The sequence below is a fragment of the Lonsdalea britannica genome (assembly GCF_002111595.1).
Lineage (GTDB): Bacteria > Pseudomonadota > Gammaproteobacteria > Enterobacterales > Enterobacteriaceae > Lonsdalea > Lonsdalea britannica.
Window position 1 is genome coordinate 166,195 of sequence record NZ_LUTN01000002.1, and the last position, 13,514, is coordinate 179,708.

Consider the following 13,514-nt stretch of genomic DNA (forward strand, 5'->3'; position numbering starts at 1 on the left):
TATTCACAATATGAGTTTTTGGTGGTTACTATAGATGATGTAAAAAAGAGCGGGTACCGGTTTCGTACTTTCATTGACGGGGCGCGTTGGCTATCATTCGCGCGCTCTGTCACGGAATCCGTCTGGACAGCAAATTTATTATGGTCGGACTGTTTTACTGTCGGAAATAATTGTTTACAGTGTAAGCCTTGGTTAACAGCCCCGCAGAAGAGTTATTGGAGAGTAAGCGTGACAGGTTCCACCCCCTTAGACGTTCGTCAGCTCATCAACGAACGTCCCCTCAGCTCCTACCAAAAGCTGATTGTCATCCTTTCATTCTGCATTATTGCATTGGACGGCATGGATATCGCCATCATGGGCTTTATCGGTCCTTCGCTCAAAGCCGCGTGGGGAATTGGCAATGCTGAGCTGGCGGTAGTCATCAGCGCGGCATTGGTGGGACTGGCTCTGGGGGCGATGATATCGGGCCCGCTTGCGGACTGGCGTGGGCGGAAGGTGGTTATCATCAGTAGCGTATTCCTGTTCGGTTTATGGACGCTGCTGGCCGCGTTCTCGGAAAACGTGGAACATCTGATTATTTTCCGTTTTCTGACTGGGCTGGGGCTAGGCGCTGCCATGCCTAACGTAGGAACGCTGGTTGCGGAATACGCGCCGGAAAAGAAACGCTCGTTTATCATTACCATCGTCTTTTGCGGGTTTAGCGTCGGTGCGGCAGCAGGCGGATTTGCTGCTTCCTGGCTGATCCCGCAGTGGGGATGGCATACCGTTCTTATGATGGGCGGTATATTACCGCTGTTGCTGCTGCCATTTTTGGTCGTCAAACTGCCCGAGTCTGTGAGGTTTTTGGTGACCAAGCGCGCGAACTCGGCGCGTATTCATCACATCGTCGACAAAATTGCGCCTGGCGTGAGCCATAGTGGCACTCAGTTCGCGATGCCCGCACAAGATAAAAAAGCAACGTTCGCTGTACGTTTGGTGCTGTCTAAAGAGTACCGTTTCGGTAGTTTCATGCTCTGGGGCGGCTATTTCTTCGGATTGTTTATGGTCTACTTGCTAGGCAGCTGGTTGCCTACCGTAATCAAAGAGGCTGGAATGACAGTCACTCAAGCAACGGTTATCACCGCCCTGTATCAGTCCGGTGGCGCTTTTGGCTCGCTATTTGCCGGTTGGCTAATGGATCGAATCAATCCTCACCTGGCGCTTGGCGTTATTTATGCGGCGGGCGGAGTGGCGACGGCGCTAATCGGACTGTCGGAATCCTATTTTGTTTTACTGGCCTTACTGGCTTCGATCAGCGGTTTCTGTCTTAACGGTGCGAATACCGGCATGAATGCGCTGTCCGCCCGTTTCTACCCGACGGCGGCGCGTGCGACAGGTTCAGGATGGATGCATGGCGTTGGGCGTATGGGCGCGATCATGAGCGCGTTTGCTGGCGCGCAGGTGCTGGGCATGGAGTGGAGCTTCGGTATGATGTTTGCCGTTCTGGCGCTACCGGCTTTCCTGACGGCGTTGATGATTTTGGCGAAAGGGCAGCTTGGTCGTCGTCATCGCTCTGTCGCTTTCAGTTACTGAATGGCGAAAGGATTGCCCTGAGCAATAGGGCAATCCTGTGTTCCTCCCCTTACCGGCTGCGTTTCGCATGCCTTTCCCAATTATCCTGACGCAACTGCGCTGATTTCTTCAACGCGACATAACAAGCACCATGACCGCCATGCGCAGGCTGTGCGACGCAGAATGCCTGCACTGACTCGAATTGGGACAGCCAGCGGGCAAGATAGCTGCGAATGATATTAGCGTGGGACTCGTCATCGCGGCCTTTGCCGTGGATGATGAGTAGATTGCGCAGGTGGTCATGCTGCGCCTTCAGCATAAACTCGAATAGGCTGTCGCGGCACACCGCCACGGGCTTTCTCATCAGATTCAGACTGGCATCCAGCGAATATTTCCCCTGACGCAGTTTGTCCAGTACGCCTCGCTGAATCCCATCCTGGGTGTGCATCAAAGGTTGATCCAGCGCAAGGATGTCGATATAGCCGCTGATCAGAAAATTGGTCGGTTTGTTTTCTGCTGGAGCCTGTTTGGTTTTCAAGGCCGGTGATTTCTTAAGGTGTACCATCGTACTGCAAGAACGCAGTGGGGTGACATCGCCAACTGCGTGTCTGAACAAAGATTTTTCATCCGGTGTCATTGCCATTACCTCGATGATCTATGGAACACGATGACTATAACGGGAGCGGGAAAAAAGATCATCGGGTTACTTGAATGTGGAGTCTGAGTAATGCCGATAATGGAGATCGCAGAAGACACGGTGATTAAGGCGTTCACGGTTATCCCTCGTTCCCTCAAAATAAGGTTGTGGCGAAATTGTCTTCGTTTTTAAATGTTCTGATTCAATATTATATTCTTAGCCACGGCTGAATGAACGTTTCCCGCGCAGGGATAACAATCATCATCTCGGTGTGATGTATAAAACTCAGTGAGGAAAAACGGTGTTTTTCCGTTCGATCTCTTGGACTGGATGATTATTCTTTTCGGTAGGTCTAAAATAACGAAACTGGATTGCCGAGTCATCGATGCGTATTTTTCATTCTATTCATAATATTGTGCATTTCCCGGATTTATTCTATTACCACCAAAATACGGCTGATATAGCGTTAAGAACGCGATATCAAAAAATCATTCGAGAGGGCTAACGTCAGCGTTCTTTCAATGATCTGTCTCTGTGAGCGCGATGTGAGGCAACCTGATGCCGCTATAGCCATATAAACAGACATACCTTACACAAGGTCTGTGTAGGCGGATGCGGTGCGGGTGTGGCCACAGGATTTATCCTGTCTCACCGCTGTGAATGGGGATGAGAATAAAAAACAGGTAGTGGTAAAAATTCATGAATCATCACGATGATATCCACTATTTTTACGAGGCGATTAACATAGGCGAGAATTATTCCTGAATGACATCGTCACCGCTTATGTGTCAAGCGTTGGTTATGCTACCCGGTGAAATAACAATGATAATCTTCAGTGGCAAAATTCAAACGTGGGATATCAAACTCTACGGGTAAAGACGATAAATTCAAGTATGAATATCCACCAATTTATTGGCTTTCAGCCATCTTAAATAACCTTCGCAGTTATATCGAATCGACAAATAGACATGAGTAAAAAATAGAACTAGTTTTAGGTAATGGCCTGAAGAAAATAGATGCCGTTAACGCCGGTGTTTGCGATGGTGAATGTCAAAATAGCAGCAAGATAATGTTACAAACGAGATTTCAAGCTGACCTGAAACTGCTCAGTAACGATAGGATGCGCGAGGCGCGAGTCTAAACGGCATGGCGGTCAAACCAGGCTTTGAGCCATTGAGCGTCGCCGCATTCCCGCAGCGCCTGCTGAAAGCCTTCCGCGTCTACCGCACCATGAGCAAGATCGGCAATCAACGACATCGCTGTTTGCATCTCGTCAGGCCGGATTTGTGATATCAATGTCATATCTGCAATCAGCCTGATTCTGGCCAGTGTCAATGCTTGGTTGTCGAGATGTTCCACAATAGTCCGCCTGTCTTCGTAACTGTATTTATATACAGTATTTTACAGAACGCGATATTCGTCAACCCATAACTGCCCGTGGTATTTTCGCGGCGAAATCCTAACCGTGGAATCAGGTGCTATGATCACAACTCATTGATTAAAAATGAGTCATTCGGTGAGTTAAGATCTTGAAGGGCAAAAATCCGGGTTTGCGGCCGGATGCGACGGTTTTTTGATTAGTAAGTAAGTTAACTGAGCATTTGCACTGGAAATTTGGGTAAAAGGCCTCATTATTTTCATGCTGGATAAGGGTAAAATTGTAATATCATCAGATGCCGCGTGATTTTTCTTCAATAATTAGAGCGGTGACGGTTTTTAGGGCGGTTAAGACACATAACGTATCTATTTCCATGCTCAAGAGGTGTTTTTGAACAGAGAAAGTAATACCACAGCTACGGTTTCTGTGCTGGGGCGAATCCTGTCAAGCTATGGGGTAAAAACACAAAAGGAATTGAGCGAAGTTACAGGAATTCCGGCAAATACCATCAGTAACTGGGTACAGCGAGACAGTATCCCCGGCAATATCATTCTGAAATGCGCGCTTGATAATGGCGTCGATGCAGGATGGTTGGTGACTGGCGAATTTATCGACGGGCCTGAGATGCTGCATCAAGACGCGAACCTCAAAGGCAAAGCGCTCTATGAGCAAATTTTGGCTTCAGGGGGGCGCGCCGTCTTGCGGAGAATGCTGGATGCTTACGGCTTCAGCACGCAAAAAGAGCTGGGCGAGTTATTGGATATCGCGCCTGGCACCATCAGCACCTGGATTCGCCGTGATTTTTTTCCCGGTGATGTGGTGGTGGCGTGTGCGCTGGATACCGGCGTGTCGCTGGAATGGTTGGCTATAGGTAAAGGCTCACCTCATCATCTCCATCATGAGACGAATGACACGGGCGATACCGTACTGGTGCCACGAAAGACGCTCAAAGCGGGTAAATTGCAGGCGGCCGGTGACTGGAAAGCGGATAGCGCATTCTTGCCTGAAGGCGTGAACACGCCTCTGTTGGTGGAAGGCAGCATGGCCTCATGGCTGGTTGATACCGGCGTAACCTGCCTCGGTAATGGCCGCTGGCTGCTGGATATCGATGGCAGAAACGATGTCTATGATGTTTCATTGTTGCCGGGTAAAAAGATCTCCGTCACTGGTAGTACGGCGCAATTCCAGTGTGGGGCAGAGGAAGTGTCTCCGGTAGGGTTAGTGGTTTTCACTATCACCCGCAATGCTTGATGAGGCGAAGCGCCGATTGCTTCGCTTTTCCAACGTCCGTAAATGATTGATACCGTTTGCTGGAGCGTGAACCTGTAGGGTTAAGGGTAAGAACTGAACGAGAGTAGCAGAGGTCTTTACGATATCAGCATCGCCGTGTTCTTCGATTCCTACCGTCGTCTAGCCTCTGTTGCCGTAGAGGTCATGCCGAGTCATTACCAATCCCGATATTCTCTGGCGGGGCGCCAGAATCCATCGATAAAGTCTTCGATGGGATAACATCCGCCATTTCGAATACGTTGCTCACCCATGGTTTTCAGGCACTGCGCTTCTGTCTCATAAACGCCCGCAACCAGGTCTTCACAACTCCCGCCTACGTAGCAGACAAAAATCACCAATGCGAACATGCGATGCCTTCCTCTTAGGATGACTAAGGGCTGAATATTTAACAGGCTAACGCAGGAAGTGTAGTTGAAAATGTGGGAAAAAGGGGATGCCGGACCAGCATCCCAGACGTGGGGACGTTAGTCGCAGTAAGGCCCGGCGCTGGCGCCATCGCGGACCAACTCGCGCGGCAGCGTGTTTTTAAACCGACTACCGATGCGCTTAGCTATCCCTAATGGCGCGCTTCGCCAGATCAGTAGAGCTTCACTGACATCAGGCAATTCGGCCGGATACACATCTTTTCCCTGAAACCAGGCTTGCGCCTCTGCGGCACTCAGTTCGAATGTGGCCGATGAGTTCGTCTCTCCCAGCGCGACAATCGCCTCATGCTGCCAGCGGTAGCCTTTGGCAAACCGTTCGGCGAGTTTGATACCGACTCTGGAAAAACGGACCTTCCCAAGTAATGGCGTTAGCGCGCTAGGGAAAAGCCAGACTTCATCATCGCGTTGCCACAGTTGGAGCTGGTCTTCACTCCACTCAATTCCCTGCTGACGAGCTGCGGCTATCACCGGTTGCGCCACTTTACCGTGCAGTGGGGTAAACGGAAACTTACCCATTTTAAAGCCGGGATGCGGCAGGGGAGCAACGCTGGCGGTTTTTCTCATGCGTGCGACGAAGAACCCTTCGCTATCAAAAATCTGAGGGAAAACGTGCAGAAAACCCTCTTCCGTCGCAGCCTGGTGCGCCGTAGGGAACAGGTCATGTAAAGGCTCAATGGCACAAGCGTCCGGGAACTGCGCCATCATCCAGCGACAAACTTCTTGGTTTTCCTGATGGTTGAGCGTGCAGGTGGAGTAAATCAGCGTTCCTCCGGGCTTCAACGCATAGAAAGCACTCATGATCAGCTCGCGTTGGGTGGCGGCGATGCTCGCAATACTGTCCAGCGACCAATGGCTCATCGCCGCGGGATCTTTTCTGACCACGCCTTCGCCGGAACAGGGCGCATCCAGCAGCACGGCGTCAAAGCTTTCCGGCAACGCGCTGCCAAAGACGCGCCCATCAAAATGCGTCAGCGCCGTATTACTGACGCCGCACCGGTGTAAATTGGCATGGAGTACTTTGACCCGGCTGGCGGCATATTCGTTAGCAACGATGCCGCCCTCGTTATTCATCAACGCCGCGATCTGCGTCGTTTTGGACCCCGGAGCCGCTGCCACATCCAACACGCGCTGCGGTTTCTCGCCATCGAAGAACAGGGCGCTGACGGGTAGCATCGAACTGGCTTCCTGGATATAAAACAAACCGGCGAGGTGTTCGAGCGCATTGCCAAGCCGCGCCCCTTGCTCATCCACGTTCGACAGCCAAAATCCCGTTTCACACCAGGGAATGGGTTCCAGCGCCCACCCGTGAGCAGAGGCAAGTGTGCAGAAGTCCGCTACGCTAATCTTGAGGGTGTTGACGCGGATACTGCGACGCAGAGGCCGTTGGCAGGCCGCAATGAAATCATCCATGGAGAGATGGCTGGGCATGATGCGTTGCGTTGCATCGATAAATTCGGCTGAGAGCGTTGCTGGGATGTGTTTGGCCACTGGCAATTTCCGTTAGGGCAAAATCAAAGCGCGGATTTTAGCATAAAGTGATGTCTCACAGGCTTGGGGACGGTGTTCGCCTGTTCAGGGCGGCTGAAATGCTGGCAGGCCATCAGTCGGGAAGTGAGACTGTCCCGAATTTTGCCGTAACAGCATTTGCTGATTTTATGCTGATGAAGAAATCTAGTAGCATCCTGGTCTGAATACTTATTTAATGGCGCGTTGGTGTAAAACACTGAGCAGTTTGAAAAGACAATCTTACCGTATGATGAAAAAACAAGAATTTTACGAAGAGTTGGTGAGGGATTTATCGTCACTGATCGCGGGTGAAAACCGTTTTATTACTATACTGGCAAACAGCAGCGCCTTGCTGTTCGAACGTTTGGAACACGTTAACTGGGCTGGTTTCTACTTGCTCGATCAGGATACGCTGTTCCTTGGCCCGTTTCAGGGGCGTGTTGCTTGTGTTCGTATCCCTGCGGGAAAAGGCGTATGCGGTCGGGCGGTCACGGAGAAACAGGTACAGCGGGTGGGGGATGTTCACGCTTTTCCCGGCCATATCGCCTGTGATGCGGCAAGCAATGCAGAAATCGTATTGCCGCTGGTGGTCAATGGACAACTGATCGGCGTGCTGGATATCGATAGCCCGGAATATCAGCGGTTTGATGCCGATGATGAAGCTGGGTTGAAGGCCGTTGTCTCAACGCTAAATGCTCAACTGGAAAACAGTGATGCACTTAGTTTCATCAATTCTCTTAGTTGAGACACGGATAACGTAGCAATTGCCGATGGCGTCATTATAATGACGCCTGTTCATGCCTGCGCCGGTTGGCGAACCCGTTGTAATCAGGAAATTTCATGGAAAATCAACCTAAGTTGAATAGTAGCAAAGAAGTCATCGCTTATCTGGCAGAGCATTTCCCGCTCTGTTTCTCCACCGAAGGCGAAGCACGACCGTTAAAAATCGGTATTTTTCAGGATCTGGTCACCCGTGTGCCCGAGTCCGATAACATCAGTAAAACGCAGTTGCGTTCAGCATTGAGGCTCTATACCTCCAGCTGGCGTTATCTGTATGGCATCAAGCTGGGAGCACAGCGTGTCGATTTGGACGGTAATCCTTGCGGAGAGCTGGAAGAACAGCACGTAGAACATGCGCGCAAACAGCTGGAAGAAGCAAAAGCCCGTGTCCAGGCTCGTCGTGCTGAACAGCAGGCGAAAAAACGGGCTGAAGGGGGCGACGCCGCCGAACCTACGCGTAAACGTCCTTCCGCAGGGAAAAATGCTCCCCGCCGCGATAACGCCGCTTCTGCCGCACGTAAGCCACGCCAGCCTTCCTCTCGTACAGCACAGACTTCCTCATCGGATCAACCGCGCCAGTCTCGTGCGGCTCGAGAAGATCAGCAGGCGCCGCGACAGGCTGTGACGGACATTTCCAGCCTGCATATCGGCCAGGAAATCAAAGTCAGAGCGGGCAAAAGTGCCATGGATGCCACTGTGCTTGAAGTCGCCAAAGATGGAGTCAGAGTGCAGTTGGCTTCAGGAATGGCGATGATCGTACGCGCAGAACACTTGCAGTTCTGATACGGAGGCCAACCTCGGCATGAACAAATTCGTAAAATCGACCGTATTGAGCTGCCTTCTGTTGGCTGGCAGCAGCTTTGCCAATGAGAACATCACACGAGTCGATCAGATTCCACAGTTGCAGCCGGAAGCGCAGGATGCCACCGTTAGCGAGCGCGTCTCGTCGCGGTTTTTGCGTTCCCATTACCGGCAATTCATGCTGGATGAACAGTTCTCAGATAAAATTTTTGCTCGCTACCTCAACATGCTCGACTACAGCCACAATGTGCTGCTGGCATCTGATGTGGCGCAGTTCGACAAGCGCAAAGGGCAGTTGGGTCAAGATCTGAATAACGGTCGGCTCGATCTACCTTATGCGTTGTATAACCTGGCGCAGAAACGCCGTTTCGAACGCTATCAATATGCATTGTCACTGCTGAATAAACCGGTGAATCTCACCGGGAACGATTACATCGATCTCGATCGAGACAAAGCCCCGTGGCCGCAATCGCAGGACGAGCTGAATCGTCTGTGGGACGCGAAGGTCAAGTTCGACTGGCTCAGTCTGAAACTGACGGAAAAAAGCGATAGCGAGATCAAAGATATTCTGACCAAACGCTATCAGGCTTCTCTTCGTCGTCTGGTTCAGACCAACAGCGAAGACGTTTTCCAGCTGATCATGAATTCGCTCGCGCGTGAGATCGACCCGCATACCAGTTACCTTTCCCCGCGTAATACCGAACAGTTCAATACGGAAATGAGCCTGTCTCTTGAAGGTATCGGCGCCGTATTGCAGATGGATGAAGATTACGCTGTGATCAATTCCATGGTGCCGGGCGGCCCGGCGATGAAAAGTAAACGCATCGTGGTCGGCGACCGTATTGTCGCTGTCGGCCAGACGGGAAAACCGATGGTGGATGTTATCGGATGGCGTTTGGACGATGTTGTTGCGCTGATCAAAGGACCGAAAGGCAGCAAAGTGCGCCTGGAGATCCTCCCTGCTGGTAAAGGGACGAAAGCCAAAACGGTGACGCTGACGCGTGAGCGTATTCGTCTCGAAGACCGCGCGGTTAAAATGACCATCAAAAATGCCGGTCAGGATAAAGTCGGCGTGCTGGATATCCCCGGTTTCTACGTGGGCCTGACTGACGATGTGAAAGTTCAGCTCCAGAAACTGGAAGCCGAAAACGTCAGCAGCGTCATCATCGACCTGCGCGGCAACGGCGGCGGTGCGCTGACCGAAGCTGTCAGCCTGTCCGGGCTGTTTATTCCTAGCGGTCCCGTTGTGCAGATCCGCGATAATAACGGCAAGATTCGTGAAGATAGCGATACCGATGCCACCTTGTATTACAAAGGGCCGCTGGTGGTGCTGGTTGACCGCTTTAGCGCGTCCGCATCGGAAATCTTCGCCGCTGCAATGCAGGATTACGGACGCGCGTTGATCGTGGGTGAACCGACCTTTGGTAAAGGCACGGTGCAGCAATATCGATCGTTGAACCGCATTTACGACCAGATGCTGCGTCCGGAATGGCCGGCGCTTGGCTCGGTGCAGTACACAATCCAGAAGTTCTACCGTATTAATGGCGGCAGCACCCAGCGCAAAGGCGTCACGCCTGACATCATCATGCCAACTGGGCTGGAAACCATTGAAACCGGGGAGAAATTCGAAGATAACGCGTTACCGTGGGACAGCATTAAGCCGGCGGATTACACCAAAATGGGTGATTTCTCCTCGCTGTTGCCGGTCCTGAAGACGGATTACGACCAGCGTATCGCCAAAGATCCGGAGTTCCAATATATCCAGCAGGATGTTGCTCGCTTCAAGGCGCTTAAAGACAAACGCGATCGTGTTTCTCTGAACCTGGTTCAACGGCAGAAAGAGAATAATGACGATGAAGCCATTCGTCTGCAGCGAATCAACGAGCGTTTGACCCGGCAGGCAAGCCGACGTTGAAGACGTTGGATGCTTTGCCTAAGGATTATCAGGAGCCGGATCCGTACCTGGATCAGACGGTGCAGATTGCTGAAGATTTAGCTCAGCAAAAGCAGGTTAAATGATAAGTCCTGTCGTATGAATAACAGGCCCTGGCGGATAACGTCGGGGCCTGTTTGTTTCTGCCGCATTTTTTCAAAACATCGACACGCGCGATTATCAACAAATCATCACATTTTCTGTTTTATTTCGCCTACCTATACCTGTTTTGACATGTGTCAAACGCCCATCCGCTGACTGAAATATAGTAAGAATTATTCTTACTTGTCTTTTTATCTCGCATAAAGACAGCCGTTTTAGCACTCCCATATTACCGGGGCAGATTGGAGGTCCGCAGATGACCTTACGTATTCAAACACTACTCGATATTCCTCTTAACACCCATAGCGTGGTCGCGCGCATTCGGCTTGCGGGCGAGCAGCAGCAACGCTTAATGGATCTGGGGATCCGCATCGGACGAGATGTCCGGGTCATTCAACGCGAAGCCAACCAGCCGTTGATGCTGGCCGCTGGAGACAGCCGCATTGCCATCAATTGGGATATGGGCAAACAGGTATGGGTATCGCCACAGCAGTCAGGAAGGAGTGAATAATATGTCATTAGAAACCCTGACCGCAGGCACTCACTGGAAAGTCCTGGGATATCAGAAAGGGGAGGCAGATTACCGCAAACGCCTACTGGCGCTTGGCGTCACACCGGGCGTTCAATTTACGGTTTCTCGGGTGGCCCCGCTGGGCGATCCCATCGAATTGCGTGTGCGTGGCTCCGCCATCAGCGTGCGTAAAAACGAAGCAAAAATCATGATCTTAGAACAATGTTAATGCTGCTCAGCGAGTAAGGACGTTATGGATACGCAATCCGTTATTTGTGTCGTAGGTAACCCCAACTGCGGGAAAACCACGCTTTTCAATGCATTGACTGGGAGTAAACAAACGGTCGGCAACTGGCCGGGCGTGACGGTTGAAAAAAAGGTCGGCGAATGTCGTCTCAAAGATCGTCAGATAACCCTCGTCGATTTGCCGGGCGTTTACTCGCTCAACCCGGCCTCCGAAAGCTCGGAGGATGAACGCGTCGCACGGGATTACATTCTGGCTGGCGAAGCCCAACTGGTGTTGAATATCGTTGATGCCTCCAATCTGGAGCGCAACTTGTACCTCACCTCACAGCTGTTGGACATGAAAGTGCCGATGGTGGTGGCGGTGAACATGATGGATATCGCCGTGTCCCGCAAGCTGGACATCGATATGGAAGCGCTGCGACGAGAGTTAGGCTGTCCGGTCATCGCGATTACCGCGACGCAGAAGCGGGGGATCGGTTTGCTGAAGGAGATGTGTCAGGAAGCGCTGGACCATCCCGAAATTCCTCCGGTTGATGTTCCTTACGATCCACCGTTGCATGAGGCCGCGCTGTCAATTGCCGACGTGCTGAAACGCCAATCGCCGAAGGTGAACGCTTACTGGTCGGCAATCCAGCTGTTGGAGCGCGATATCACTGTGCGCGGTCAAATCCCGTCTGATGTGCTCGCGGTGGCCGATCAAAAGGTTGCTGCGCTGGAAGAACACTACGGCGACGAACTGGATATCTTTCTGGCGGATGCCGTTATCGCTTTGTCGCGTCGATTGCCAACCATGTCGTGGTTCGCCGCGGCGAAGTGTCGGCCACACTGACTGACAAAATCGACCGGGTTGTACTGCACCGTTTTCTGGGGATACCGATTTTCCTGCTGGTGATGTACCTGATGTTTATCTTCACCATCAATATTGGCAGCGCCTTCATCGACTTCTTCGACAAAGTGTCCGAAACCCTTTTTGTCAAAGGATTCGGCGAACTCTTGTTGGCGCTCCATTGCCCTGAATGGCTGAAGACGCTGCTTGCCGATGGGGTAGGCTCCGGGGTTCAGACCGTCTCGACGTTTATCCCGGTCATTGCCTGCCTCTACCTGTTTCTGTCCTATCTGGAAGACTCCGGTTATATGGCGCGAGCCGCCTTTGTTATGGATCGCTTCATGCGCAGTATCGGGCTGCCGGGTAAAGCTTTTGTACCGCTAATCGTCGGTTTCGGCTGTAACGTGCCTGCCGTGATGGCGACGCGCACGATGGAAAAGCACAGCGACAGAATCGTCACGGTGATGATGGCGCCGTTTATGTCCTGCGGCGCGCGTCTGCCGGTGTACGTATTGTTTGCGACGGCGTTATTCACTCAGGGCGGACAGAATCTGGTCTTCGGCCTATACCTGATTGGTATTGCCGCTGCGATTGGCACGGGATTCCTATTAAAAAAGACCGCACTGCAAGGCGATGCCTCATCCTTTGTCATGGAAATCCCACCCTATCACTTACCCGGTTTGAACAGCGTGCTGGTCAGAACCTGGGAGCGCCTCAAGGGCTTTGTCCTGCGTGCGGGCAAACTGATTGTCGTGGTCGTGACCGTGCTCAGTTTCTTCAACTCGCTGGGGACTGACGGCACCTTCGGCAACCAGAATACCCAGAAATCTGTTCTGTCGGCGATTGGTCAGGAAATTGTGCCGGTATTTAAACCAATGGGGATTTCGCCGGAGAACTGGCCGGCAGCCGTCGGCGTATTCACGGGGATTTTCGCCAAAGAAGCGGTCGTAGGGACGTTAGATTCGCTCTACGGCACGATGGCAAGTCAGCAAAGCGGTACCGATGGCGAAGAGGCCGCGCCATTTAGCCTGTGGGGGGGTATTCAAGAAGCGTTGGCCACGCTGCCGGAAAACTTCGGCAAGTTGGGTGAGGCGTTGTTAAATCCTCTTGGCATCGAAATCGGCGATCTGAGTGATACGGCAACCGTCGCGAAGGACAATGAGTTCTCTGTCACCTCACTGACGGTCATTGCTCAACTGTTCGATGGTCGATTGGGCGCATTCAGCTATTTGCTGATGGTACTGCTTTACGTGCCGTGTATTGCGGCAGTCTCCGCGATTTGGCGTGAGGTAGGGACTGGCTGGACACTGTTCTGTGTCGCCTGGACAATCGAGCTGGGCTATGGCGCCGCCGTGTTGGCGTATCAGGGCGGGCGTTTTGCTCAACACCCGCTGTACTCGACAATTGCGATCGCGGGCGTTGTCGTGATGTGGAGCATGACTGCACTATTGCTGCGTCGTCATGGTTTATCGCAGCAGCAGCTAGCCCAGGATGTGCAATGACCCGGCGTCACTGAAAGGGTCACTAG

12 protein-coding genes and 1 pseudogene are annotated in these 13,514 nt (G+C 52.0%); 9 read left to right on the plus strand and 4 right to left on the minus strand.

Features of this window, described 5'->3' with window-relative positions:
* The first annotated feature begins 228 nt into the window (after positions 1-228).
* The gene (locus AU509_RS02180; RefSeq protein WP_085651983.1) at positions 229-1,572 is read left to right on the plus strand and encodes an MFS transporter; all 1,344 of its coding nucleotides are present in this window, start codon (positions 229-231) and stop codon (positions 1,570-1,572) included.
* Between the two features lie 49 nt (positions 1,573-1,621).
* Here the strand turns inward: AU509_RS02180 and smrA are convergent, their stop codons facing one another.
* Positions 1,622-2,188: a DNA endonuclease SmrA gene (smrA, locus tag AU509_RS02185; protein WP_085651984.1), complete on the minus strand. Its 567-nt coding sequence runs from the start codon at positions 2,186-2,188 to the stop codon at positions 1,622-1,624.
* 1,137 nt (positions 2,189-3,325) lie between these two features.
* Positions 3,326-3,547: a hypothetical protein gene (locus AU509_RS02190; protein WP_085651985.1), complete on the minus strand. Its 222-nt coding sequence runs from the start codon at positions 3,545-3,547 to the stop codon at positions 3,326-3,328.
* A gap of 403 nt (positions 3,548-3,950) precedes the next feature.
* Here AU509_RS02190 and AU509_RS02195 point away from each other — a divergent pair, with 403 nt between their 5' ends.
* Positions 3,951-4,817 (plus strand): helix-turn-helix domain-containing protein, encoded by an 867-nt coding sequence (locus AU509_RS02195; RefSeq protein ID WP_409359740.1) that lies wholly within the window; start codon positions 3,951-3,953, stop codon positions 4,815-4,817.
* A gap of 194 nt (positions 4,818-5,011) precedes the next feature.
* On the opposite strand, the gene AU509_RS02200 is transcribed toward AU509_RS02195, so the two are convergent.
* Together AU509_RS02200 and rsmF are read right to left on the minus strand one after the other, a co-directional pair.
* Positions 5,012-5,203: a YdfD/YebW family protein gene (locus AU509_RS02200; RefSeq protein WP_085651987.1), complete on the minus strand. Its 192-nt coding sequence runs from the start codon at positions 5,201-5,203 to the stop codon at positions 5,012-5,014.
* Between the two features lie 117 nt (positions 5,204-5,320).
* Positions 5,321-6,769: a 16S rRNA (cytosine(1407)-C(5))-methyltransferase RsmF gene (rsmF, locus tag AU509_RS02205; RefSeq protein ID WP_094117548.1), complete on the minus strand. Its 1,449-nt coding sequence runs from the start codon at positions 6,767-6,769 to the stop codon at positions 5,321-5,323.
* A 268-nt stretch (positions 6,770-7,037) separates the two neighbouring features.
* Between rsmF and AU509_RS02210 the strand changes: the two genes are divergently transcribed.
* The 7 genes and pseudogenes from AU509_RS02210 (at position 7,038) to feoB (ending at position 13,488) form a co-directional block, all read left to right on the plus strand.
* Entirely contained in the window at positions 7,038-7,532 is a 495-nt protein-coding gene (locus tag AU509_RS02210) for a GAF domain-containing protein (protein WP_094117613.1), read from the plus strand.
* A 95-nt stretch (positions 7,533-7,627) separates the two neighbouring features.
* Positions 7,628-8,350 (plus strand): RNA chaperone ProQ, encoded by a 723-nt coding sequence (gene proQ, locus AU509_RS02215; RefSeq protein ID WP_085651989.1) that lies wholly within the window; start codon positions 7,628-7,630, stop codon positions 8,348-8,350.
* A 19-nt stretch (positions 8,351-8,369) separates the two neighbouring features.
* Positions 8,370-10,387, plus strand: a pseudogene (gene prc / locus AU509_RS02220) (carboxy terminal-processing peptidase).
* A 272-nt stretch (positions 10,388-10,659) separates the two neighbouring features.
* Complete coding sequence (locus AU509_RS02225; protein ID WP_094117549.1) at positions 10,660-10,914, plus strand: FeoA family protein; 255 nt, start codon at positions 10,660-10,662, stop codon at positions 10,912-10,914.
* 1 nt (position 10,915) lies between these two features.
* Positions 10,916-11,143, plus strand: coding sequence for a FeoA family protein (locus AU509_RS02230; RefSeq protein ID WP_085651992.1), 228 nt, complete (start codon positions 10,916-10,918; stop codon positions 11,141-11,143).
* Positions 11,144-11,167: 24 nt separating this feature from the next.
* Positions 11,168-11,989, plus strand: coding sequence for a FeoB small GTPase domain-containing protein (locus tag AU509_RS18435; protein WP_254901501.1), 822 nt, complete (start codon positions 11,168-11,170; stop codon positions 11,987-11,989).
* Positions 11,974-13,488 (plus strand): ferrous iron transport protein B, encoded by a 1,515-nt coding sequence (gene feoB / locus AU509_RS02235; RefSeq protein ID WP_254901502.1) that lies wholly within the window; start codon positions 11,974-11,976, stop codon positions 13,486-13,488. The genes AU509_RS18435 and feoB overlap by 16 nt, the downstream gene beginning before the upstream one ends.
* Positions 13,489-13,514 lie beyond the last annotated feature (26 nt).